This window comes from Shinella sp. OV683 (genome assembly GCF_057787725.1).
In genome coordinates this window covers 3092573-3116325 of record NZ_CM173543.1, presented here as the reverse complement: position 1 = coordinate 3116325, position 23753 = coordinate 3092573, and the positions used below count along the sequence as shown (strand labels likewise).

The 23753-nt window shown below is 58.8% G+C and carries 23 protein-coding genes; 9 read left to right on the top strand and 14 right to left on the bottom strand.

The genetic code is table 11. The annotated features are described in order from the left end of the window. Positions 1–73: 73 nt before the first annotated feature. The 3 genes from ACXHRN_RS14960 to ACXHRN_RS14950 form a co-directional block, all read right to left on the bottom strand. Positions 74–1504 carry a hypothetical protein gene (locus ACXHRN_RS14960; RefSeq protein ID WP_488637108.1) on the bottom strand — a complete coding sequence of 477 codons (1431 nt, stop codon included), beginning with the start codon at positions 1502–1504 and terminating at the stop codon, positions 74–76. Between the two features lie 174 nt (positions 1505–1678). After that, positions 1679–2179 (bottom strand): hypothetical protein, encoded by a 501-nt coding sequence (locus tag ACXHRN_RS14955; RefSeq protein WP_488637107.1) that lies wholly within the window; start codon positions 2177–2179, stop codon positions 1679–1681. After that, positions 2176–2739, bottom strand: a complete 564-nt coding sequence (locus ACXHRN_RS14950) for a CGNR zinc finger domain-containing protein (RefSeq protein WP_488637106.1) — start codon at positions 2737–2739, stop codon at positions 2176–2178. The genes ACXHRN_RS14955 and ACXHRN_RS14950 overlap by 4 nt, the downstream gene beginning before the upstream one ends. 47 nt (positions 2740–2786) lie before the next feature. Between ACXHRN_RS14950 and ACXHRN_RS14945 the strand changes: the two genes are divergently transcribed. After that, the gene (locus ACXHRN_RS14945) at positions 2787–3698 is read left to right on the top strand and encodes a branched-chain amino acid ABC transporter permease (RefSeq protein ID WP_488637105.1); all 912 of its coding nucleotides are present in this window, start codon (positions 2787–2789) and stop codon (positions 3696–3698) included. Here the strand turns inward: ACXHRN_RS14945 and ACXHRN_RS14940 are convergent. From ACXHRN_RS14940 to pgsA, 3 genes are read right to left on the bottom strand one after another with little or no spacing between them, the layout of a single operon-like run. Next, a complete protein-coding gene (locus ACXHRN_RS14940) occupies positions 3695–4162 on the bottom strand; it encodes a molybdenum cofactor biosynthesis protein MoaE (protein ID WP_488637104.1) in 468 nt (155 codons plus the stop codon). The two genes, ACXHRN_RS14945 and ACXHRN_RS14940, sit on opposite strands and share 4 nt — an antisense overlap. Before the next feature lies 1 nt (position 4163). Beyond that, positions 4164–4421, bottom strand: a complete 258-nt coding sequence (gene moaD / locus ACXHRN_RS14935; protein WP_488637103.1) for a molybdopterin converting factor subunit 1 — start codon at positions 4419–4421, stop codon at positions 4164–4166. Then, positions 4418–5008: a CDP-diacylglycerol--glycerol-3-phosphate 3-phosphatidyltransferase gene (pgsA, locus tag ACXHRN_RS14930; RefSeq protein WP_488637102.1), complete on the bottom strand. Its 591-nt coding sequence runs from the start codon at positions 5006–5008 to the stop codon at positions 4418–4420. Before pgsA ends, moaD begins: the two co-directional genes overlap by 4 nt. Positions 5009–5261: 253 nt before the next feature. Between pgsA and ACXHRN_RS14925 the strand changes: the two genes are divergently transcribed. Then, positions 5262–6185, top strand: a complete 924-nt coding sequence (locus ACXHRN_RS14925; RefSeq protein WP_488637101.1) for a hypothetical protein — start codon at positions 5262–5264, stop codon at positions 6183–6185. A gap of 60 nt (positions 6186–6245) precedes the next feature. Next, positions 6246–6929, top strand: a complete 684-nt coding sequence (locus tag ACXHRN_RS14920; RefSeq protein WP_488637100.1) for an outer membrane beta-barrel protein — start codon at positions 6246–6248, stop codon at positions 6927–6929. 6 nt (positions 6930–6935) lie between these two features. Here the strand turns inward: ACXHRN_RS14920 and ACXHRN_RS14915 are convergent, their stop codons facing one another. Then, positions 6936–7541, bottom strand: coding sequence for a hypothetical protein (locus tag ACXHRN_RS14915; RefSeq protein WP_488637099.1), 606 nt, complete (start codon positions 7539–7541; stop codon positions 6936–6938). 328 nt (positions 7542–7869) lie between these two features. Between ACXHRN_RS14915 and dnaE the strand changes: the two genes are divergently transcribed. After that, positions 7870–11361, top strand: a complete 3492-nt coding sequence (gene dnaE, locus ACXHRN_RS14910) for a DNA polymerase III subunit alpha (protein ID WP_488637098.1) — start codon at positions 7870–7872, stop codon at positions 11359–11361. 259 nt (positions 11362–11620) lie between these two features. Here the strand turns inward: dnaE and ACXHRN_RS14905 are convergent, their stop codons facing one another. Then, positions 11621–12850 carry a L,D-transpeptidase family protein gene (locus ACXHRN_RS14905; RefSeq protein ID WP_488637097.1) on the bottom strand — a complete coding sequence of 410 codons (1230 nt, stop codon included), beginning with the start codon at positions 12848–12850 and terminating at the stop codon, positions 11621–11623. Between the two features lie 411 nt (positions 12851–13261). Between ACXHRN_RS14905 and ACXHRN_RS14900 the strand changes: the two genes are divergently transcribed. Next, the gene (locus ACXHRN_RS14900; protein ID WP_488637096.1) at positions 13262–14485 is read left to right on the top strand and encodes a hypothetical protein; all 1224 of its coding nucleotides are present in this window, start codon (positions 13262–13264) and stop codon (positions 14483–14485) included. Between the two features lie 193 nt (positions 14486–14678). On the opposite strand, the gene ACXHRN_RS14895 is transcribed toward ACXHRN_RS14900, so the two are convergent. Next, positions 14679–15086: a hypothetical protein gene (locus tag ACXHRN_RS14895; protein ID WP_488637095.1), complete on the bottom strand. Its 408-nt coding sequence runs from the start codon at positions 15084–15086 to the stop codon at positions 14679–14681. A 182-nt stretch (positions 15087–15268) separates the two neighbouring features. Beyond that, on the bottom strand, positions 15269–16555 hold the full coding sequence (locus ACXHRN_RS14890) for a DNA polymerase IV (protein WP_488637094.1): 1287 nt from the start codon (positions 16553–16555) through the stop codon (positions 15269–15271). Positions 16556–16639: 84 nt separating this feature from the next. On the opposite strand from ACXHRN_RS14890, the gene ACXHRN_RS14885 reads away from it, so the two are divergent. Then, the gene (locus tag ACXHRN_RS14885) at positions 16640–17230 is read left to right on the top strand and encodes a GNAT family N-acetyltransferase (RefSeq protein WP_488637093.1); all 591 of its coding nucleotides are present in this window, start codon (positions 16640–16642) and stop codon (positions 17228–17230) included. Here ACXHRN_RS14885 and ACXHRN_RS14880 read toward each other — a convergent pair. Together ACXHRN_RS14880 and ACXHRN_RS14875 are read right to left on the bottom strand one after the other, a co-directional pair. Continuing rightward, on the bottom strand, positions 17211–17876 hold the full coding sequence (locus ACXHRN_RS14880; RefSeq protein ID WP_488637092.1) for a hypothetical protein: 666 nt from the start codon (positions 17874–17876) through the stop codon (positions 17211–17213). The genes ACXHRN_RS14885 and ACXHRN_RS14880 overlap by 20 nt on opposite strands. After that, a complete protein-coding gene (locus tag ACXHRN_RS14875; protein WP_488637091.1) occupies positions 17876–18193 on the bottom strand; it encodes a DUF3572 domain-containing protein in 318 nt (105 codons plus the stop codon). The genes ACXHRN_RS14880 and ACXHRN_RS14875 overlap by 1 nt, the downstream gene beginning before the upstream one ends. A gap of 122 nt (positions 18194–18315) precedes the next feature. Here ACXHRN_RS14875 and ACXHRN_RS14870 point away from each other — a divergent pair, with 122 nt between their 5' ends. From ACXHRN_RS14870 to ACXHRN_RS14860, 3 genes are all read left to right on the top strand, one after another. Further along, positions 18316–18687 carry a response regulator gene (locus ACXHRN_RS14870; protein ID WP_488637090.1) on the top strand — a complete coding sequence of 124 codons (372 nt, stop codon included), beginning with the start codon at positions 18316–18318 and terminating at the stop codon, positions 18685–18687. 14 nt (positions 18688–18701) lie between these two features. Next, positions 18702–20075 (top strand): PleD family two-component system response regulator, encoded by a 1374-nt coding sequence (locus tag ACXHRN_RS14865; RefSeq protein ID WP_488637089.1) that lies wholly within the window; start codon positions 18702–18704, stop codon positions 20073–20075. Between the two features lie 211 nt (positions 20076–20286). After that, positions 20287–20415 carry a hypothetical protein gene (locus tag ACXHRN_RS14860; RefSeq protein WP_488637088.1) on the top strand — a complete coding sequence of 43 codons (129 nt, stop codon included), beginning with the start codon at positions 20287–20289 and terminating at the stop codon, positions 20413–20415. Between the two features lie 389 nt (positions 20416–20804). Here ACXHRN_RS14860 and uvrC read toward each other — a convergent pair whose 3' ends face one another. After that, a complete protein-coding gene (gene uvrC / locus ACXHRN_RS14855; protein ID WP_488637087.1) occupies positions 20805–22844 on the bottom strand; it encodes an excinuclease ABC subunit UvrC in 2040 nt (679 codons plus the stop codon). Beyond that, on the bottom strand, positions 22841–23608 hold the full coding sequence (locus ACXHRN_RS14850) for an SDR family oxidoreductase (RefSeq protein ID WP_488637086.1): 768 nt from the start codon (positions 23606–23608) through the stop codon (positions 22841–22843). The genes uvrC and ACXHRN_RS14850 overlap by 4 nt, the downstream gene beginning before the upstream one ends. Between the last annotated feature and the right edge of the window lie 145 nt (positions 23609–23753).

The window sequence follows — 23753 nt, the reverse complement described above, 5'->3', positions numbered from 1 at the left end:
GAAATAGACTTTGAGGCGATGGCCTCAAGTAACTGAATGGGAAAAGAAAACCGGGTGGAGACGCTTCGGTTTTTTATTTCTGGCTGTCGAAACGGTGGATCGTCGCGTTGCGCAGGAAGATAGCCGCTCCGGGGAAATAGAGCTTGCTGTCGCAGAGCCGATCGTAGCGTGCCATGAAGTCGACCGTCAGTCTCTGCCGAAAGCCCGGATTCGCTTCGGCGGCGATCAGTGCCAACAGTCGATTGTCGTCACCCCAAGCATAGAGCAAATCCGCCGCCATGCCGCGGCGCGTGAAGTTTCTGTCGAGATTGCCGGGATCGCTACCCGCCTGGAGCGCTTCGGCCATGGCTTTCCACTCCGGCCACGATGCCCTCAACTTGCTGCTCGCAAGCGGGGGGATGGCTGGAAAGACCTTGCGCTGACCCCGCATCCACGGGCCAATCGCTTCTGCTGCGAGCATGGTGTCGAGGATGTCACCGGCATTGCCCTGCAGGTAATGGCGAGACGCGACGAAGACGCGTTGCATCCTCCGTGCTATCATTGCGGGATCGCCGGATGCCTTCGCAAGCGCGCGAAAAGTAAAGAGCCAGCCTCTGTCCATCGGCCCCTCGGGGCGAAGCTCACCCTGCTTGGCGGCCAGCATGATCTGCGCAGCACGTTTTGAATAAAGGATCTCGAATTTGTATCGCCATTCAAACGCACGCAGCAGAGATGCTTCGGGTTCGTGCCATGTGGCGGCAGCGACAATCTGCACGAACTTCAGGTACATGTGGTAATTCGCGCGATTGCGGGGGTCTGGGAGTGGCTGGCTATCAGGATTGTAGCCTGAGAACAGGATATAGTTATCGCGCCGATCCTTGAAGCCCTCCTTCTCCACATTGCGTTTGAGGAACCCCGGCCACGCCTCGTGGGTCGGCAGCGAGGCGTAGAGGCCGCCCGCCAGCAGGGTCTGGTTGTCCCGATCGGCTCTCTCAGCAAAAGCCCGCCGTTCGGCAACAGGGAACGCGATCATCGGTAAGGCCGGGGGGTATTCGTAGCGCCGATCCTTTGGCCAATCGACCCGCTTCAGATTTTCGAGGACAAGATCATATCGTCCGATCGTCGCCAGTTGACGCATCAGAGTCAGATCATAGGGATGGTTTTCGAAGTAAAGCAGATCGTCGTGGCCTAGTCTCGCGGTCGCGCTTTCATAGCCGTATTTCGAAATCAGGTAGGCGAAGATGAAGTCCTTGATTCCGCGAATGCCGACAGCGGGAAGCCGGAAGAACATTGCGTCGATCTCGGCATCGCTCATGCGGCCGTACTGCATTTTAAGATAGAGAGCATCGGTCGCCGAATAGCTGGCATTGTAAGGATCGGCGCTCGTCAGATCCTCCAGCAGACTGTCAGCAAGCGAGACGATCGGGTCCTTATGAATACAGGCCGGACTTTCCGAGAGTGCCGCCGATGGTAGCATGGCAAGACTGAGCAAAAGGAATGCAAGAAATCTGATCTTGATAAGCACGAAAGCACCATGGCACACAGTATGGTGCGTATCAGGCGGCCGCCTGTGCCAAAGTCAAGTGCAAAGACGCCAGCCGACTCCTTTTCGTTGTATCGTCGGTGCCCGTTGAGTCGAAAAGCCAGCCGCGCGGCGTAAACCTTTGATCAGACTTAGCCTTTGGAGGAAGGCGTGACCTTACTCCTTCTTGCAGGCCTGCTGAAACTTGATCTTGCCGTCCTTGTCAAACGCTTCCGGGTTCTTGTCATAGGCGGCGCCCAGTACCAGCGAGTGGGCCGGCAGCACCGTCTGGTCGAGCGTCGAGGTTAGCGTCGTATCGAGCGTCTGCAACACCTTGCCGTCTGGCGCCTTGACGATGATGTGGATCGCATAGGGCTTGTCGGCGACAACGCAAGTCAGATCCGGGCTTTGGAGGTCTATCCGCGTCATTTTCGGAAAGACCCTTTGCTCCGTGATAAGCGCTGCTCCACCGGCCGGGTTTTCGAATTCCGCGCGCACGACTGCGTCATCGGGAACCGCCTCCAGACGATTGAGCGTCAGCATATAGAAGGCGCGCGCCAACCGGACGTTGAAGATGAACACTTTGCCGTTGACGGTGATGTAGTCGGTGTCCTCGCGTTGGCAGCCGGCGGCAAGGGCAAGCAGGGCCAGCGTCGAGACCAGAAGCATTTTCCTCATAATGCACCTTCCTTTCGCTTCCTTGAATAATGCAGCCTCGCCTTGGTGCGATTTCCGCAGACCGCCATGTCGCACCAGTTGCGGCTACGGTTGCGGCTCTTGTCGATAAATAGCCATTCGCAATTAGGGCAGATCTTAAGCCGGTCCGGTTCCGGATGGCATATGAGTTTGAGCGCCGAACGCGCCGTCGCCAGATCGACGGGGCAGGGCGGGGGCTCATCGCCATAGTACTTGAGCGTGCGCGCTATGCCTTCCAGCAATCCGGCCAGCAGCGTGCTATCATCCCGGCGATGCAAGACACGATGCCGGAAGAAGCTGTCGATGTTTTCACGCAACGCCATGAACGGTTCGCGGCGACCGGGTTCGACCGTTTTGAGCTGGGGAAAATCCTCGCGCTCGCTGGTCAGCCGTTCCGCCGCGCTCGCAAAAGCGTCCATCTGCGCCGGCACGGCAAAGCGATCGGTCCGCGCTGCATCGTCGAAGCGGAGAATCACGCTGTTGGCCACATCCAGCGCCAATGCGCCGCCGGTGAAGCGGTGAGGGGTCCAGGAGAACGTCATTGGCAAATTATAACTGGCAAAACTGCTTTTACCAGTTATAATTTCGCATGATTTCCGAAGGCGACCTCGCTTATTTCATCCAGCAGACTTTGAACGCCGCACCCATGGCGGCGCTCTACGCGATGTTGGCCTTCGGCTATTCCCTCAGCTTCGGCCTGACCAGGCGGGCCGATTTCACGCCCGGTGCGCTATTTGCCTTTGCCGGGCAGATCTTCGTGTTCTTCACCGCCTTCGGCTATGACGGGTTCCGGCTGATCTATCCGGCTGCTCTGGGGCTAGGGGCGGTCGCGGCGTTGTCTTATACGCTGTTGACTGCATCTGTGGTCGGCAGCCGGGTGATACGGCCGCCGTCGGCGGTGTCGCCCAATTCGGTGATCATCGCCTCCCTGGCCATCATGATCGTTTTGATGGAACTCGTGCGCATCGCCGCCAATGCCCGCGAGCTCTGGCTGTCGCCGTTTCTCAACGCGCGCATCACCTTTTGGGCGGCGGACGGTTTTCCGGTCATCCTGACGCAAATCCAGCTGATCAACGCAGTTGTCATGACGACGATCGTGCTCGTCTCGTCACTCTACATCGTCCGCAGCCCGTTTGGACGGAATTGGCGTGCGGTCGCCGACGATCCGGGCGCGGCGCGGCTGGTGGGCGTCAATTCCGACCGCGTGCTGCTGGGGGCAACCATGCTCACCGCGACGTTTTCGGCCGTAGCCGGCATCATGGCCACGGCCTATTTCGGCTCGATGGATTTTGGTTCGGGGCTGATGTTCGGGCTGAAGGTGGTGATGATCGCGGCGATCGGCGATCAGTCTTCGCCGGCCAAATCGGCACTGGGTGCGGCGATCTTCGGCCTCATCGAGACCTTCTGGGGCGCCTATATGCCGTTTCTCTGGCGCGATTTCGCTATGTTCTCGATGCTGGTGCTGCTGGCGGTATTGGTCAGGCAGGAGAGGCGGATCTAGTCCTTCTCCCATTTCTCCCGCGCCGCGTCGTCAGCATCCTTGGCGCTGACCCAGCCGCCTTCGGATCCATCGGCGAAGTGCTCCTTCTTCCAGAAGGGTGCGGAGGTCTTGAGGAAGTCCATGACGAAATTGGCCGCATCGAAGGCTGCTTGCCGATGGCTGGATGTGGCGATTACCAGCACGATATTCGCTCCCGGCGCGATCCTGCCGTAGCGATGAATGACGCTAATGCCGAAGAGTGGCCAGCGCTCTGTTGCTTCGTTGCAGATACGGGTGATTTCGGCTTCCGCCATGCCGGGATAGTGTTCGAGTTCGAGTGCGGCAAGCGTGCCGGCCTCGTCACGGCAAAGGCCCGCAAAGGTCACCACGGCGCCGACATCCGTTCGGCCTCCGGTCAGTTTGGCGGTTTCGGCTGATGTGTCGAAATCCTCGCGCTGCACCCGGACATGAACCGGCGTGTCCATCTCAGCCACCTGTCATCGGCGGGAAAATGCCGATCTCGCGGGCGCCCGCAATCTTCTCGTCATGCTCGGCATGTTCCTGGTCGATGGCAACCCGGATCACCCGGTCATGCTGAAGCGCTTCCTGATACTCTTCGCCCAGGCCCTTGAGATAATTCAAGAGTTCGCCGACATTGGTCACAGTAGAAGGCACATCGATCGTCTCGCCGGATTTGCCGATCTTTTCCCTGACCCAGGCGAAATAGACGAGATCGAGCTTCATTCGTCCTCGTCCACCATGTGCTTGAGACCGGCCTTGAAATAATCATAGCCGGTATAGATGGTCAACAACGCGGCCACCCAAAGCAGGCCCTGGCCGATCAGCGTCGTGTAGGGAAGCACCTTTTCGCCTGCAGGACCTGCCAGCAGGAAGCCGATCGCCACCATCTGCGTCGTCGTCTTCCACTTGGCGATGCGGGTCACCGGAACCGAAACCTTGAGCGCCGCGAGATACTCCCGCAGCCCCGAAACCAGTATTTCACGGCAAAGGATGATGATTGCCGCCCACAGCGACCAGCCGGCGATCGTGCCATCGGCAGCCACGAGCAGCAGCACCGAGGAGACCAGCAGTTTGTCCGCAATCGGATCGAGCATCTTGCCGATATTGGAGGTCTGCTTCCAGATCCGCGCCAGATAGCCGTCAAAGAAATCGGTGATCGACGCCGCGGCGAACAGGCCGAAAGCCGTCCAGCGCGCGAAATCGGTGCTTTGCAGTCGTCCTTCGATGAAAAAACACAAGACGATAAGCGGTACTGCGAGAATCCGCCCGTAGGTGAGCATGTTGGGAATGTTGTATGCGCGCTTTGCCATATGATCGTGACTTGGACTCAGATTTTCACCAGATGATGGCCTTGGCGCCGAAAGGTCAAGCCGCTTTGGCCGCCTCCGGAGCATTGCGCCGCCCATGCAGCACAAATAAGTGCTGACATCGAGTCTTTCAAATCGATTTGCACCCACATCTATGTTTCACGGACTGTTCCCGAGGAAACATCGTCCTGAAACATCGTCGGTACATTGATGTCATCAGCGGATTTCGTTCCGCACGACATTTTGTGAGGCTGACATGATGCGGATTTTGCAAACCGGTCTTGAGACCCATGAAGCGCTTTTCGCCGTTACCAGGCGACAGGCTGAGCGTGCGCTGGATTTCCACTGCCGGCACAACAGGTTCCTGCGCTTTGTCGACACGCACCAGAAATGGCTGCTGCTGCACCTCATTGCCGACACCGACGCCGGCAATGGCGGAGGCATCGCGGTCAACTGGATCGCCCAGCGCGCCCACGAACTTGGCGTCGCGAGCCGCAACACCACGTTAGCCTTCTTCGGCCAGCTTTCGGCTTACGGCTATCTCGTCCGCCGCGACAGCCGCTCGGACCGGCGCATGCGGCTGGTTTCGCTGTCAACCGAGACCGAGGAAATTCTCGCGGATTGGGCGATGGCGATGGTCGCCAGCCTGGGCCCTGCCATCGGCCGGGACACGAGCGTCGGCTGCGACACCGAGCGCGGTGAATTCCGCGGCATCTACCTTTCTGCAATACGGGCGTTGCTCGACATGCCGCAATTCATCCGGCCGCCAGTCGATGTCAGCCTGATGCAGGATATCCGCGGCGGCTGGCTGGTGATGAACCACCTGCTCTCCGGCATCGAAGTAGCCGACTGCTGCCGCGACAATGTTCTCATTCCTGATTTCACACTTGCGGAGCATGCCAGGCTGTATTCGATGTCGCGCAGCACCATCTACCGGCTCTTCCGGCTGGCCGAGGATTCGGGCCTGCTCGGCTGGCAGCAGGAATCCAGTGCGGCTATGCTGTGGATGAGTGGCTACCACCTCAGGCAGTATTGCCGCTGGAACGCCCGACTTCTGGCTGCCGTCCGGTTCGCCATGGACGAGGCCGCGATGAGAAATCTGCCGGTTGCGGCCGAAAGATCGCACTATTTCGTCCCAACCGCCGCCGAAATTAGGGCTCCAGCAACCGGATTGGCCTAGAACCATCCCCAGAGGCCGCGGGCGGGCAAGGGCGCGCCGCCGCGCTGCCAGAGGGGCAAGATGAAGCAGATAATCTGGGGCTTGGCGTTTTTGCTCGCCACGGCTGGCGCCGAGGCGAGGGCCGCAGGCCCTTCGCCATATGATCAACTGACATATGATCAAGTGACGTGGGCGGTGAATTTCGGCACCCTTGGTCCCGGTATCGAGGCAGGCTATCGTTTCAACGAGAATTGGGGTGCCCGCGCCGGCGTCAACGGCTTTGCCGGCAACTTCACCTATCATGATCACAACAGCGATCTGGTCAACCGCATGACGCTGCTGAGTGCCGGCCTCACTGTTGATTACTATCCCTATGGCGGCGACTTCCGTCTCTCCGTCGGCGCCCGTGCCAGTGCCAGCAAGATCGAGGGCAAGGTCCGCAACCTCGACGCTACCGTCAAGAACGGCGGCATGAGCTTCCACCGGTTCATCGATGATCCGCTGACGAATTTCACCGTTACACAGAACCCGCTGCAGCCCTATATCGGCGCGGGCTATTCGGTGAAACTGAAGGAGCGCCTGTCGCTCGATTTCGACCTCGGTGTGCTTTATGCCGGTACACCGGATCTGGACGTGCGCTCGCGCGCCGGTCGTTTCGGTTTCACGCATGACCAGATCCAGCGCGAAATCGAACGCGCCCGCGACCGGATCGCGCCCTTCAAGGTCGATCCCGTTGTCCAAGTCGGGTTGAGGTTCAGCTTTTGAACGACGTCATTCACCGATGCCGCAGGCCTTCATGGCGCCATCATCCGGCCAATCCTTGAACGGCACGAATTCCGGTGCGGCTGAAATCTGCAGTTTGATCTGGCCGCCCTTGCCATCCGGTTTGTTGGCGACGCCCTTGCCGGTCAGCACATTCAAGTCGCAGTCGCCCGTGGTGTTCAGGTCGAGCGTGTCATAATAGCGATAGGTGAAGCCCGCGACCACGAAATCGGTGTTGCGATAGGCAAGTGTCAGCGTCTGTTCCCAGCGATCTCGCCCAATGCTGTCGTTGCGGATGATGACCTGGATCGAACCGTTCGGCAGCGCTTTCACCTCGGGCTCCTGGCCGTCAATAGTGTCGGCGCCCATCCTGCCCCAGACCTTTCCGATCGCCGCGCCCGCCGGCTTGAGATAGGCTCCGTCCTTGTCCTGCAGGAAGAACAGCAGATCCATATATTCGCTGCCGCGCGTCAGCAGCACCAGGTCCTCCGCACCGTCCCTGTTCCAGTCGCCGACCACGGCCTGGAGAATATTGGCAGGATCCAGTGGCTCGGCCAGAGCCGGCGCGGCCGTCACGCAGAAAAGGGCAAGGCTTACGGACAAGTATGTTTTCACGGGCGATTCCCTTCAGAATTGTCTTTCCCCGATAAAGACAAGAGCGCGGTGCCGGATCAACCCTTTTTTAACCTTGCGGCTGTGGAGATCGTTGACAAAGGAACAATAACGGAACATAAAAGAAACATAACGGAACAGGAGGCGTAAATGACCGATTTTCTTCGTGATATGGCAGCGTTCACCTCAATCGTCATGTTTGTGACGAGCTTTGCCGTACTGGCAATGTCACTCTGAATTGTGAGTTACTCCCGTTCGTCCGGCTCGGCGCTGGACGGCTGGGCCTGATCGCCGCTACAAGGGGAGAAAGCGAATCCCGGAGCAGTGCGGCATGGATGAAATCGAACATATCGATATACGTTCGGGAATGGCGGAAAGCCCGCTCTTCGTCCATCTGCGCATCCACTCGGCTTTTTCCTTGCTTGAAGGGGCGCTGCCGGTCAAGAAGATCATTGCCAAGGCAGTTGCCGACCAGCAGCCGGCACTTGGCCTGACCGACACCAATAATCTCTTCGCCGCGCTTGAGTTTTCCAAGACCGCATCCGGCGAAGGCTTGCAACCCATCATCGGCTGCCAGCTCTCGATTGATTTCGAGGAGGACGCCGGTGAGGAACGCGGCAACCGACAGTCGCAACTCAGGAAGCTGCCGTCAATCGTGCTTCTGGCCGCGACGCCGGAAGGCTATCAGCAGCTCTCAGGTCTGGTCAGCCGGGCCTATATGGACGGCGACGGGCATGGGACGATTCATATCAAGCGTTCCTGGTTCGAAGGCCAGGCGGCCGGGCTGATCGCGCTGACCGGGGCTGCGACTGGTCCCATCGACATGGCGCTGCGCGACGGCAATGAGGGTTTGGCCGAACGGCGGCTCGCGATGCTTTCGGAGCTGTTCGGCGACCGGCTCTATGTCGAGATCCAGCGTCATGGCGCCTATGACCGTCAGCATGAGGCGAAGGTGATCGATCTCGCCTATCGGCTGAAACTGCCTGTTGTCGCCACCAACGAGCCGTTCTTCCCGACGGCCGGCGATTTTGAGGCGCATGATGCGCTGATGGCGGTGGCGCAGAATACGCTGGTCTCGGACGACAACCGCCTGCGGCTGACGCCGGACCACTATTTCAAGAGCCGGGCAGAGATGGCGGCTTTGTTTGCCGACCTGCCCGAGGCGATCGACAACACGGTCGAGATCGCCCGGCGTTGTGCATTCGCCCTCAAGACGGTCGCCCCGATCCTGCCGCGCTTTACCGCCGGCAACGAAGACGGCGAGGCGGCCGAGAAGGCAGAAGCCGACGAACTCAACCGACAGGCTTGGGAAGGCCTCGATGCGCGGCTTGCCGCCATCGGCGTCGCCGACGGCTATACGGAGAAGGACTACCGCAATCGGCTCGAATTCGAGCTCGGCATCATCGAGCGGATGAAGTTTCCGGGCTACTTCTTGATCGTTGCCGACTTCATCAAATGGGCCAAGTCCCATGACATTCCGGTCGGCCCGGGCCGCGGTTCGGGTGCAGGCTCACTGGTCGCCTATGTCTTGACCATCACCGATATCGATCCGCTCAGGTTCTCGCTGCTGTTCGAACGCTTTCTCAATCCCGAACGCGTCTCGATGCCCGACTTCGATATCGACTTCTGCCAGGATCGCCGCGAAGAGGTAATCCGTTATGTGCAGGCCAAATATGGCCGCGAGCAGGTAGCGCAGATCATCACCTTCGGTTCGTTGCAGGCGCGCGCGGCTCTGCGTGACGTCGGCCGCGTGCTCGAAATGCCCTATGGCCAGGTCGATCGCATCTGCAAGCTGGTGCCCAACAATCCGGCCAACCCGACGCCTTTGTCCAAGGCGATCGAGGAGGAGCCACGCCTGCGCGAGGAGGCGGAGAAGGAACCCGTCGTCGCAAAACTTCTCGATATCGCCCAGAAGATCGAAGGCCTCTATCGCCACGCCTCTACCCATGCCGCGGGCATCGTTATCGGCGACCGGCCGCTGGCAAAACTGGTGCCGCTCTATCGCGATCCGCGCTCGGACATGCCCGTCACCCAGTTCAACATGAAATGGGTCGAGCAGGCCGGCCTGGTAAAGTTCGACTTCCTCGGCCTGAAAACGCTGACGGTGCTCAAGGTCGCCGCCGATTTCGTCGCCAAGCGCGGCATCACTATCGATCTGCCGGCGCTGCCGCTCGACGACGTCCTGACCTACGAGATGCTGTCGCGCGGCGAGACTGTCGGTGTGTTCCAGGTTGAAAGCGCGGGCATGCGCAAAGCGCTGCTCGGCATGAAGCCCGACTGTATCGAGGACATTATCGCGCTCGTGGCGCTCTACCGTCCGGGTCCTATGGAGAACATCCCGGTCTATAATGCTCGAAAGCATGGCGACGAGGAAATCGAGTCGATCCATCCGAAGATCGACTATCTCCTGAAGGAGACACAGGGCGTTATCGTCTACCAGGAACAGGTCATGCAGATCGCCCAGGTGCTCTCGGGCTATTCGCTAGGCGAAGCCGACCTGCTGCGCCGCGCCATGGGCAAGAAGATCAAGGCCGAGATGGACCAGCAGCGCGCCCGCTTCGTCGAAGGCGCGATGGCCAACAAAGTGTCCAAGGGCCAGTCCGACAACATCTTCGACCTGCTGGCGAAGTTCGCCAACTACGGCTTCAACAAGTCGCATGCCGCGGCCTATGCTGTGGTCTCCTATCAGACGGCCTATTTCAAGGCGCATTACCCCGTCGAGTTCCTTGCCGCGTCGATGACGCTGGATATGGCCAACACCGAAAAGGTCAATGATTTCCGCCAGGACGCCAAGCGGCTCGGCATCACGGTCGTGCCGCCATCGGTGCAGACCTCGTTCCGCCAGTTCGAGACCGGAGACAACCGCATCTATTTCTCGCTCGCCGCCATCAAGGGCGTGGGCGAAGCGGCGGTCGAGCACATCGTGGCCGCCCGCGGCGACAAGCCGTTTGCGAGCCTCGAGGATTTCTGCCTGCGCACCGACCCGAAGATGATCAACCGGAGGGTCTGGGAAAGCCTGATCTGCGCCGGCGCCTTCGATTGTTTCGGCGTCGACCGTGCGCTGCTGTCCAATGGGTTGGACCGGCTGATGGCCTATGCGCAGCGAGCGGTTGCCGACAAGGTCAGCGGCCAGAGCGACATGTTCGGCTCCTCGTCGTCAGGCCCTGAGAAGCTGACATTCCAGCCGATCTCGCCTTGGCTTGCCTCCGAAAAGCTGCTCAAGGAATTCCAAGTGCTGGGCTTCTATCTCACCGCCCATCCGCTTGATACCTATTCGGCAACGCTCGCAAAGCTGCGTGTCCAGAATTTCGCCAATTTCTCGGGAGCAGTGAAGCAGGGCGCGGTCGCTGGTCGACTTGCCGGCACGATGATTTCCAAGCAGGAGCGCAAGACGCGCACCGGCAACAAGATGGGTATTTTCGTGTTCTCGGATGCGTCGGGCCAGTTCGAGACGGTGCTGTTTTCAGAAACGCTGGGGCAATACCGCGATGTACTCGAGGTTGGCAAATCCTACGTTGTGACGGTCGCCGCCGACGAGCGGCCGGAAGGCATCAGCCTGCGCCTTCAGACGGCGCAGTCGCTTGAGGAGAAATCGGTGCAGATGCAGAAGGCGATGCGCATCTTCGTGCGCGATGCCGCGCCGCTCAAGACGCTGGCCAGCCACCTCGCTGTCAAGGGCGAGGGATTGGTGTCCTTCATCGTCATCAAGGATGACGGCAAGAAGGAAATCGAGGTGGCGCTATCGGAAAAGTACCGTATTTCGCCCGAGGTCGCCGCAGCGATGCGCGCCAGCCCCGGCGTGGTGGATGTCGAGCTGGTCTAACCACGGTCGGCGTGCAATTGCCCCTCATCCCGGCGCAACTTGTTGCGCTGTGCTGCCGCCACCTTCTCCCCGTAAAAACGGGGAGAAGGGAAATGGAGCGCCGTTTTCCTCCCCATCGAACCTTGAGTGACACTCAGATAGAGAGGCAACCTCGAAGGAGATTCCCTCTCCCCGTCCTTACGGGGAGAGGTCGGAGCAACCTTGTTGCTCCCAGGGTGAGGGGCATGATCAGGCTGAGAGCGGCAGAATTTATCGAACCTCAGCCGTTCGGCAGCTTCTTGGTGATGGTGATGAAATCGGTGCCGAGGCCGGTTTCGCTTTCGGTGCCGGTGTCGGCGATGGTCAGCGACGAGCCGTCGCCCATCATGGTCTCGATCCGCTCGCGGATATCGCCTGATATATCGACACGGGCCAGTGCCTGTTCGGCGGCATCCGGCGCAGTGGCGTCGGAGAAGCTGGTAATGCCCAGGCGCTTGGCGGTCTTTGCCGGAATGTAGTTGTCGAGCGACACACCATACCATTCAGCATGGTTCTGCGCGGCATTGACGTGCTCGGCGTGGAAGAAATGCGTGCCGAGCGAGACTTCAGGATCGGCGATATCGACCGGCGCATCGAAGACCGGCTTGAAATTCTGGCGGACGTAGATCCAGCCGGTCGGTACCTTGCGGTTCATGACCTTGTAGAGTGAGGCGACGAATTTCGCGTTCATCTCACCGTTGACGGGCTGGCCGTGGATTTCCTGGTAGGCCTTGATCGCAGCGCGCGTCTTGCCGCTGACAACGCCATCGACCGGGCCGGCATCGTAGCCGAGACGGTTCAGCATTGCCTGCACCGTGGTCGCTCGGTCCTTGTCGGTCGCGCGGGTGATCAGGATGCGCACGGGCTTCTGCTCCTGGGGCAGGGCCACGGCGGCCATGGCGCCTGCTTTTGGCAGTGTTTCCGCCATAGCGATCTCGCCCTCGGTGATCGCCGGACGAAGCTCGGCGTCGCTCAACAATTCACTTTCCGGCTTGGGATAGCGGGGCTGGAAGAGCGTGGCATTGAGAACCGCGCGCGGAGTGACTTCGCGGTCGGAAATGACCACATGGAAGCCGCGCCTGGTCATGCCGTAGAGCTGCTTGGCAAAATCGCGCGGCATGCGGACGCAGCCATGCGAAGCCGGATAGTTCGGAACATGCTTGGATTCGTGCAGTGCGACGCCAGACCAGGTGATGCGCTGCATGAAGGGCATTTCCGCATCGTCATAGAGATTGGAGTGATGCATCTTCTGCTTCTCGAGGATCGAGAAAATGCCGGATGGCGTCGTGTGGCCGGCCTTGCCGGTCGACACATTGCTGGTCGCCACGACCTGGTCACCGTCGTAGACGACGAGACTCTGGGTATCCTTGGATACGAAGATCTGTAGAGGACTTTCGCTTGCGGCGAGTGCCGTTGTGCCAAAGAGAAGCGATGTCGCCAATGCGACGCTGAAAGTCAGACGTGTAAGCATGATATGTCCCACGCAGTACTGGTTGCCCCGGAGAGTAGAATTCAAGATTTAATGAATCTTTGCAGGGCGGTAAGTTCCCGGGGGAACTCACGCCTCAGTGGGTTCAAGGTTAATTTATGGTAAATGCTCTGGGATTGGCCGGCCGTCGCCTGTACGGCAACCTCTTTGCCATTATGTGCCTGAAGCCGGTCACCAACCTAAGCGCCATAACGCAGTCCCGAACTCACAAAACGTCCGCTCGAATGGCGCTGCATTTAAGCGAGGCACAGCCAACTTGGGATTCAACCAGGCCGTAGGCACCGACAGCGCTGAAGAGTAAGATCTCAACGCCTTCCAACCAGAGCGGTCTGACTTGGCAGAGTTGGTAACGCGAGTTATACGCATGGTAGCAGGACTTAATGGCGTGGCTAAATGAAACTTGTTCTCCATATCGGCACCGAGAAAACCGGCACGACCTCCATTCAGAAGTTCATGCACAGAAATGCTGGATGGCTCTCCTCGGAAGGCTTCTTTTATAGCGAGATTCTAGGGCGACCGAACAACATCGACATTGCTGTCTATGGCATGGATGTGGATGCGGATGATCAGTTTTTTCTGCACCGTGCAATTTCTGACGCGTCCGACCACAATGAATTTCGGCTGCGAGTTGAACGCGAGTTGGCAAATGAAGTAGCGGCAGCCCGCAATGCCGGCTGTCACACGTTCATCATCAGCAATGAGCATTGCCACAGCAGATTGTTGCGATCGGATCAGGTTCAATCCTTGTATAGCTTGCTCAGGCCGCTCTTCGAGCGCGTCGAAATATTCTGCTATGTCAGACCTCAAGTGGACCTTGCGGTTTCGCTGGGTTCCACATTGGCGCGGCAGCAGCGGATAACATCGGAATATTTCGAACTGATCCGGGCTACTGACGCCTATTTTGACTATCACGCGCTGCTCGGCCGTTGGGCTGGAATTTTCGGCAGAGACACAATCAATGTTGCGGCTTTCAAGTCGGTCGACAACGCTGCGGCCGACTTTGTTCGCCGCATCGGCTTTACAAGCTGGCAAAGTGTTGCGAACGACCGCCATAATGCCTCCCTCGACGTTCACACGATTGCGATCTTGAATGCCGTCGAAGCAAAACCGCGTATCCTGGCTGGCCGAGTTACTCGCCATCCCATGCCCTTCGTTGACTCGCTTCCGGTCGTCGAGAAAATCAAGCTGCCGCTCCGGCTGGCGCGGGCTATCCAGTCTCAGTTTGCCGAAACCAACCGCATGCTTGTTGCCGAGTGGCCGCTGATCAGTATCGATGACCTGCAGCCGGAATGGTCCAACTATGACGAACACGGCAACTTGGAAAAGCTAATTTTGCCATCCCCATTTGATCAGTATCTCAAGCCACTGGTGAATGGCTTCAATCAGCGCAACTGGGTGGACGACGCGTTGCTCAATCTGGCTTACAGCCAGCGGGCAGAGGCCCGGGGCAACTTACCGAATGCCCAGGCGTTCTTCATCAAAGCAACAGACCTCGCAGCGCTCGTCCGGCAGACTTTTGGATCATCTGACGCGTTGAATAAAGCCGAGAAGGCGATCGAAAAACACGGCGAAGTTCTGGCAAGAAAACTCAACGCCGGCAACAAGGCCGACTCTTGAGCTAATTTAGGATTTGGTGGGAAGTGAGGAAACCTCAACGACTTCCATGAGCCTGCCCAAGCACCCTGAATTCCCGTGACACAGGAGGCGGCAAGCCCGGATCGGTGTCTTGCTGTGCTTGTGGCACACAAATGCCAAACGGTGCGACTGCACAAGGGCCGTCGCACCGTTTGCTTCGCTGACGAAAGCGCGATCAGCTAATATCGAAATGGTCTGCGGGGTTCTTCTTGAGGTCCGCCAGCTTTACGAATTTGAGCGTGATTTTGTCGTTCTTGCCGAGGTCGATCTCAACATGGTTGCCCTTCTGCTTAGCGTGGGCAAGCACGTCCTCGACGGTCGAAATACCCTTGACGCCTTTGATCGCGATGACATCCTTGGTGACGTCAAAATCGTTGACAATGTCACGACCATCGCCGGTTTTGAATACGAACGTATCGGAGCCGTTGCCGCCCCAGAGCTTGTCGTTGCCCTTGCCGCCCTCGATAACATCGTCACCATTCATGCCTTTGATCTTGTCGTTACCCCCAAAACCAAAAAGCTTGTCCTTAAAACTGCTTCCGATAAGTTTGTCAGGTTTATTGGTACCGGTGTTCGTGGCCATTCTTCGTTCCTTCTGTGAACCATGCCTTCTGCTTATATGCGGGGAAGCTGATGCGAGGCCGACGAATTGTCAAACGATTCTAAAAGTTCACAGCGTGCGATTGATCTCGCGGTTAAAGAACGGTAACCGGGGTTGGATTTCATCGCTACTTGAACGTGCGCGCCGAGCGATTTTGCGCGCGTTCAAGGCGCGTGACCGCGTTTGCCGCGGCCGAATGTGTAGCCGGTCTCGATGCTCTTGACGCCGAATTTGTCACGCAGCGAATCCATCGCCGCCTCGGCCGCCGCGCGCTTTCCGGCGCCTTCGTCGATCAGGTCAGGCGGATCGGCCTGGGCCGCATCCGACAGGTCGGTGACGCCAATGCCGATCAGGCGGTATTTGGTGCCGTCGATTTCCTTTTCGAGCAGCGAGATCCCTTCGCGAAAAATCCGGTCGGCGAGCTGCGACGGTGCGTCGAGCCGTCGGTTGCGAGTGCGGGATTTGAAGTCCGATGTCTTGAGTTTGAGCACCACGGTATGGCCGGCGATCGCCGCCTTCTTGAGCCGCCGCGAAACCTGCTCGGATAGCGCACGGAGCGGCGAGACCAGCTCTTCGAAGCTGCCATAGTCCTCGAAAAATGTGGTTTCGGCCGACACGCTCTTGGCTTCGTCGTTGAGATGCACCTTGCGCTCGTCGATGCCGCGGGCGAGGCTGTAGAGCCGCTTGCCCATCACGCCATAGCGGCGCATCAGGTCGCCTTCCTCCATCTCCTGCAACTGGCCGATATGGGTGATGCCGTCCTTTTCGAGCGAGGCGGCAAAGGCCTTGCCGACGCCCCAGATCAACGTCACCGGCTTGGTCTTCAGGAAGTCGACCGCTTCGGCCTCGCCGATCACCGAAAAACCGCGCGGCTTGTTCATATCAGACGCCACCTTGGCGAGAAACTTGCAGTAGGAGAGCCCGGCCGAGACGGTGATCCCGACTTCGTTCTGGACGCGCAACGCGAACTTGGCGAGTGTCCGCGCCGGCGGATCATGATGGAGCCGCTCGGTGCCGGCGAGATCGAGAAAGGCTTCGTCGATGGAGATCGGCTGCACCAGCGGCGTCAGATCGTGCATCATCGTGCGGATCTGGCGTCCGACCCGGACATATTTCTCCATGTCGGGCTTGATGACCACGGCGTTGGGGCAAAGATCGAGCGCCTTGAACATCGGCATAGCGCTTTTGACGCCATAGATGCGCGCGACATAGCAGGCGGTGGACACGACGCCACGCTTGCCGCCGCCGATGATCACCGGCTTGTCGGCAAGTTCGGGATTGTCGCGTTTTTCCACCGAGGCGTAGAACGCGTCGCAATCGATATGCGCGACCGTCAGGCGGTTGAGCTCGGGATGCCGGAGGAGGCGCGGGCTACCGCATTTGAGGCAACGGGTCTTCGTTCCTGATGCCAGTGTGAGGCAATCGCGGCAAAAGCCCGGAACAGTCTGCAAATCCGCCATATCGCCCGGAACAAATGTTGAACATCGCTACGATACATTCTATCTTCGGCGCACTCAAGACCGGAGATTCGTTGCATGCGGGAAGATATTCATGCGCTGCCGCTGACGCCGGACCGTTGGAGAGACTTCGAGTTGCTGTTCGGCCCGCAAGGTGCCTGCTACGGCTGTTGGTGCACCTATTTCCGTGTGCCATCTTCTGAGCGCAAGCTGCTGGACGCCGGCGGCAAGAAGGAGTTCATGCATCGCCGCATAGCAGGTGGACCGCCGCCAGGTGTGCTCGGTTATTTCGGCGATACGCCAGTTGCCTGGGTGCAGGTCGGTCCACGCAGCGAATTGCCGCAATGGAATTCGCCCAAAGTGGTGTCGCGGCCGCTCGATCCAGGAGATGTCGAGGATCCCGGCGTCTGGGCGGTCTGCTGTTTCTTTATGGCAGGGAAAGAGCGCGGCAAGGGGCTCAGTCATCGCATGCTGTCGGAAGCGGTGGTATTTGCCGAGAAGAATGGTGCCAGGATTCTGGAGGCCTGTCCGATCGACCGGACCAAGCAGTCGAAATCCGTGGGCCTCTACGTCGGCTCGTCGCGCATTTTCGAAGCTGCCGGATTTTCGGAAGTAGCGCGGCGCAAGGATGGTCGGCCGCTGATGCGCCTTAGCCTCGTCGCATCGTGAGCGACTCAGGATGCGTTTGGAAATGGCTGCGGATCAGGTCGCCGGCATGTTGCCAGTCGCGCGCAATCGCGACGTCGTCACCCGGATACGGCGCGAGCGCACGGAAGGTCTCGTTGGCAGCCAAGCTGATCAGCTTGCAATCAGGAGCGCTGGCACGAACGGAATGGTGATTGGTATGGATATCGTCGATGAACACCGAACGGACCTCGCGCTCCCCGATCAGCCGTGCCGCGATCGGCCCCTTGGCCTCTTCGGTGGCGATCATCGGAAAGCGAATGTCGAGGCTGTCGAGCAGCGTCCGCCGCACGGTCTGGTGCCGGGGCGGCATGGCTGTGAGGAAGACGATATCGGCCTGCTTGCCGAGACTGTCGAGCACCAGCTTGGCATCGCGGGCAGGGCGCTGCCAGATGTCCTGCGCAGCGAAGAAGGACTCTTCGAACTCGCGGATCATTTCCTGCGTCGCGGGAGCCCCATCTGCTATGCTGCGGATGTTGCCGGTCAGTCGGTAGGAGTCCGGATGCAACCGGTGGGAGACCGTTTGCAGGTATTCGTGGAAAGGGTCGAGGAATTCGAGCACGACCTCATCGATGTCGCAGATGACGAGCGGGCGCGTCGAGGCGCTGAGTTTTGCAAAAATATTGTCCATCACAGCCACATGCCTTCGCTGGGGCCAGCCAAATGTCGGTGACAGGATTGAACGAATTCGACGCCAACACCGTTATCCCCGCAAAAGGCCATCAGGGTTGGTTCGTGATTCATCAGGAAGCCGGTCAGTCCACCTGCAAATCCGGGCTCGCCCGCCACATGTCTGAGATCGCCGATATCGATGCCGGTGAGTGCCAGGAAGCGGCCCATCAGGTCGGGCTGATTGGAGAGCCATGTGAGGATGGTTACCGCGAGAGCATCGGCATCATCGGGCGTGGTCGCTGGCACTTTGGATCGTTCCGGCATTCTGCTGGTCATATTACGTCTTTTTAAACCTAATTCCCGTAAGGTGAGCTCACGGGATGATGAAGAATCTGCATGCAGACCCAATATAGGGCTGAATGGCCCAGCATGCAAAATCGGAGATCGAGTAAAATACCATGCCCAAGCAGGTAATGATTGTCGAAGATAATGAGCTGAATATGAAGCTCTTTCGCGACTTGATCGAGGCATCCGGCTACACGACCATCCAGACCCGCAACGGCATGGAAGCGCTCGACCTCGCCCGCAAGTACAAACCCGATCTCATTCTCATGGATATCCAGCTTCCGGAAGTCTCCGGGCTCGAAGTCACCAAGTGGCTGAAAGAGGATGACGAATTGCATGTCATCCCCGTAATCGCCGTGACGGCCTTTGCCATGAAAGGCGACGAGGAGCGCATACGCCAGGGTGGATGCGAGGCCTATGTCTCCAAGCCGATTTCAGTGCCGAAATTTCTCGAAACCATCAAGACCTATCTGGGCGACGCTTAGGGAAACATGTTCTTATGACCGCGCGTATACTCGTCGTCGATGATATCCCCGCCAATGTGAAACTGCTCGAGGCACGGTTGCTCGCGGAATATTTCGAGGTCCTGACTGCCGAGAACGGCTATCAGTGCCTCGATATCTGCAGCAAGGTACCGGTCGATGTCGTGTTGCTCGACGTGATGATGCCCGGCATCGATGGTTTCGAAGTCTGCGAAAAGCTCAAGGCCAACCCGAAAACCGCCCACATTCCCGTTGTCATGGTGACCGCGCTCGACCAGCAGGAAGACCGGGTGCGTGGGCTGAAAGCCGGTGCCGACGACTTTCTCACCAAACCGGTCAACGACCTGCAGCTGATGGCGCGCGTCAAGAGCCTAGTTCGGCTGAAGATGATGAGCGATGAGCTGCGCCTGCGCGCAGAGACCGCCCGCAGCATCGGCCTCGATGATTCACGCTATGAGATTTCGGCGCATTTCAACGAGCCCGCAAGCGTGCTGCTCGTCGATGGCCGCGCCAACTCCCAGGAACGCATTTCCCGCGCGCTGAAACCGATCGCCGAGATCGTTTCGCAGAGCGATCCGCAGGCGGCGGTGTTCGAGGCGGCCGAGGGTGCTTTCGACATGATCATCGTCAATTCCAATTTCGACGACTACGACCCGTTGCGGCTCTGCTCGCAGCTCCGCTCGCTGGAGCGCTCGCGCTTCATTCCTATCCTGCTCGTTGTCGATCAGGGCGGTGAACAGATGGTGGTTCGCGCGCTGGAGCTTGGTGTCACCGACTATATTCTCCGACCCATCGAACCCAACGAACTGATCGTGCGCTGCCTGACGCAGATCCGCCGCAAGCGCTTCAACGATCAGCTCCGCGACAACGTCCAGCAGACGATCGAATTGGCAGTGACCGATGGCCTGACCGGGCTGAACAATCGCCGCTATCTCGATAAGCACATGAAGCTGCTCTACGATCGCGCCGTCGCGCGCGAGCGTCCACTTTCGCTCTGCATCACCGATATTGATCGCTTCAAGGCCGTCAACGACACCTATGGCCACGATGCCGGCGACGAAGTGTTGCGCGAATTCGCGGCCCGCGTGCGCTCGACCGTGCGCGGCGCCGATCTCGCCTGCCGCTATGGCGGCGAGGAGTTCGTTGTCGTCATGCCCGATACTCCGCCGGAAACAGCCGCCGCTGTGGCCGAACGCCTGCGCATGGTGGTCGAATCCGAACCGTTCGTTCTGAAACAATCTGGGATTTCGCTGGCGATCACCGCGTCGCTCGGGATTTCGTCTACGGCGTGGGGTGCGGAATCGCCGGAGCAATTGCTGAAGCAGGCCGACCGGGCGCTGTATGAAGCCAAGCATGCCGGGCGGAACCGAGTCGTCGCCGCCGCCGCATAACGCTTGTTTTTATTAGACAATTAGTCAGATTTTTGAGTTATCCACAGATTTGTTGATAGCCCGTGAAATGCTGCGTCATTTTCGCAACAACCATCTGCTTGGTCGTGGCCGCCGTTGGAAAGTATTTCGATTCCAACAAATAGGCTTAAATGAAATCGCCAAAGTCCTTTTGAAACCTTAAGTTTTCCCGCCTCGGATTCCAAATAGAAACATGGGCGTCGCTGAGATGTTCTCCAAACGCCAAGAAATATCGATGCACTCTCAAAGAAGAATGCGCCCATTTGAGTTCATCGCTGATTTGGCTGAAAAACTGGCGATGCAAGCGCTTTTGCCTGCCTGAAAATGTGCCTTTCTGTCCTGTATAGGCACAAAGGGTTGTGGGCAATTGAGGAAAGCATATTAATAAACCGTTGATTTCCTCACGATTTCGCGTCATGTTCCGGCTACGAGATAAGCATAGACAGTTTGTCGGTGACGAGTTTGTCTACCCCATGATGTTCAGGTCCGCCGCATCCCCTGTATCGTGGGGCCGGTCGGCCAGCGAGTAATCCCGCGGAGTCCTCGTTCTGCTTTTACCTGCTGGCCGACCCCCAATTGACACGCCACCATTCCCGGGAATGGTGGCGTTTCCACTTCAGATTAGCTCTCCAACACTATCAGAGTTGAGGCTGGGGAATGTGATCGGCAACCTTTGCGATGTTTTCCACAGTCGCCGATGACGGCTTGCTTTCACTGCGTCTCAGGCACCGCATCGTGAAAATGCGCATAGATCAATCTGGCCACAGTTTCGGAGATGCCGGGAACTGACAGCAGGTCGGGAATACCGGCGCGCGATACGGCCTTGGCGGTGCCGAAATGTTGCAGCAGCGCGCGCTTGCGTGTCGGGCCGATACCTGCGACCTCATCCAGCGGGTTCTTCACCAGTTCTTTCTTGCGGCGCGCGCGATGCGAGCCGATGGCAAAGCGGTGCGCCTCGTCGCGCATGCGCTGGATGAAATAGAGCACCGGATCGCGCGGCGGCAGCGTGAACGACGGCTTGCCCAATTGGAAGAAACGCTCGCGCCCGGCCTCGCGGTCGGCGCCCTTGGCGACGCCGATCGCCACGACGCTGTCGGTAATCTCAAGTTCTTCGAGAATCGCCCGCACAGCCGTCATCTGCCCTTGGCCGCCATCGATCAGGATTACATCCGGCCAGGCCGGGATCGTGTCGTCCTCGCCGGGCGGCAGGCTGCGATCGGGCTTGCCTATTTCCTTGAGTAGGCGGGAAAAGCGCCGCATCATCACTTCGCGCATCATCCCGAAGTCGTCGCCGGGCGTCAGCTCCTCGGATTTGATGTTGAACTTGCGGTAGTGGTTTTTGGCGAAGCCTTCCGGCCCCGCCACCACCATGCCGCCGACGGCATTGGTGCCCATGATATGCGAGTTGTCGTAAATCTCGATACGCCGTGGTGGATGGGGCAGGCCGAAGGTCTCGGCAAAGCCCGCCAGCAATCTGGTCTGCGACGAGGTCTCGGCCAGCTGGCGGCCATGCGCCTCGCGGGCATTGTTGAGCGCGTGCTCCACCACTTCGCGCTTTTCGCCGCGCTGCGGCGCATTGATATGAACGCGGAAGCCGGCGCGCTCGGTCAATGCATCCGAGAGCAGGGTCATTTCCTCGATCGGCTCGGAGAGCAGGATCTGGTGCGGGCAGGGCTTGTCGTCGTAGAACTGTGCAAGGAACGCGTTCAGCACCTCGGCGCCGGTCAGGGAAGGATCGGCTTTGGGGAAATAGGCGCGGTTGCCCCAGTTCTGGCCAGTGCGATAGAAGAACACCTGGATGCAGGAGAGACCGCCATCGTGATAGATGGCGAAGACATCGGCTTCATCGATCGTAGCGGTACTGATGCCCTGATGGCCCTGGACATGCGAAAGCGCCGCCAGCCTGTCGCGATAGACGGCAGCCCGCTCGAAATCCAGATCCTCCGCGGCGGCATTCATGGCCGTGGCGATCGTCGCCTTGACGTTCTGGCTCTTGCCGGAAAGGAAGTCGCGCGCTTCCGTGACCAGTTCGTCATAGTCGGCATCACTGACTTCATGGGTGCATGGCCCCGAACAGCGCTTGATCTGGTAAAGCAGACAGGGCCGCGTCCGGCTTTCGAACACCGAATCCGTACAGGTCCTGAGCAGAAACGCCCGTTGCAGCGAGTTGATTGTCCGACCGACGGCCACGGCAGAGGCGAAGGGTCCGAAATAGTCGCCCTTGCGGGTGCGGGCGCCGCGATGCTTCATAATCGCCGGCGCACGGTGATTGCCAGACAGCAGAATATAGGGAAACGACTTGTCGTCACGCAACAGCACGTTGAAGCGCGGGCGCAGCCGCTTGACGAGGTTGGCTTCGAGCAACAGCGCCTCGGTTTCCGTCCTGGTGATGACGAATTCCATATTCGCCGTCTCGCGCACCATCCGGGCAGTGCGGTTGGAATGCACCCGGCCGGCCGCGTAGTTGCCGACGCGCTTCTTCAGCGAGCGCGCCTTGCCGACATAAAGTACTTCGGCATCCGCATTCAGCATGCGGTAGACACCGGGCCGGTTGGGCAGGTGCTTGACGAATTCGCTGATCAGTTCCATGCCGGTCAGGCCGGTTTCCGGCAACGGGGTCTCGCGCCAGGCGATCGGCGCGCCCTTGTCGATCGAGGCAGGCACTTCAACATCCAGCGTATCGTCTTCGTCCTCGTCGACGAAATTCTCGTCGTATAAGATGCCACCCTCATCGGGTAAGCGGGGTGTCATTCCTTGATCTCCGCAATATCAGGCGTTTGCCAGGCCAGATGCTGGCCGCCATCGAGCGCGATCATTTGCCCGGTGATCGACGGCGTGTCAAAAAGAAAGCGGATGGTTTGTCCGAATTCTGTCAGCATTGGGCCAGCCTTTAATATAAGGGCGTTGACCTGCGCTTCAAAATCCTCGTCGGCCTGGCCGACGCTTTTCAAGGTCGGGCCGGGCCCGATGGCGTTGACGCGGATGCGCGGTGCAAGGGCCTGTGCCAGCGTTTGTGTCGCGGTCCACAGCGCAGCCTTGGAAAGCATGTAGGAATAGAAGCGCGGGTTCAGCTTCCAGACCCGCTGGTCGATGATGTTGACGACAAGCCCGTGGTTTTCGGCCGGCAATTGCTTGGCGAAATCGCCGATGAGAATCGACGGCGCCTTCACATGGATCGAAAAGTGCCGGTCGAAAACCGCCTCCTGGAAGTTTTCGATGGAATCGTCCTCGAACACCGACGCATTGTTGACCAGAAGGCCGATCGGACCGATTGCCGCAGCCGCCTCATGGACGATTTTCTTACACTCTTCAAACCGCGTCAGGTCGCCGGTGACGACGGTGGCCGTGCCACCTTTGGCCCGCACCGCGTCGGCCAGCGCTTCCGCTTCATCGGTTGATCTGTTGGAGTGGATGGCAACGGCGAAGTCGTGGCTAGCGAGATCATGGACGATGGCTGCGCCTATTCTCGCAGCCCCACCTGTCACCAATGCAGTCCTAAGTGTCTTCGAGGTCAAATGCAGGCCTTGTGAATCATCTCTTGTCATTGGTTAAAAGATATAACGTCGGAACCGAAGCGACAAACCCCAGTGAAAATAATTTCTTTACCATAATTTACATAAATATATCTGTCGAAGTACTTAGTAATAAATTTACGGATAA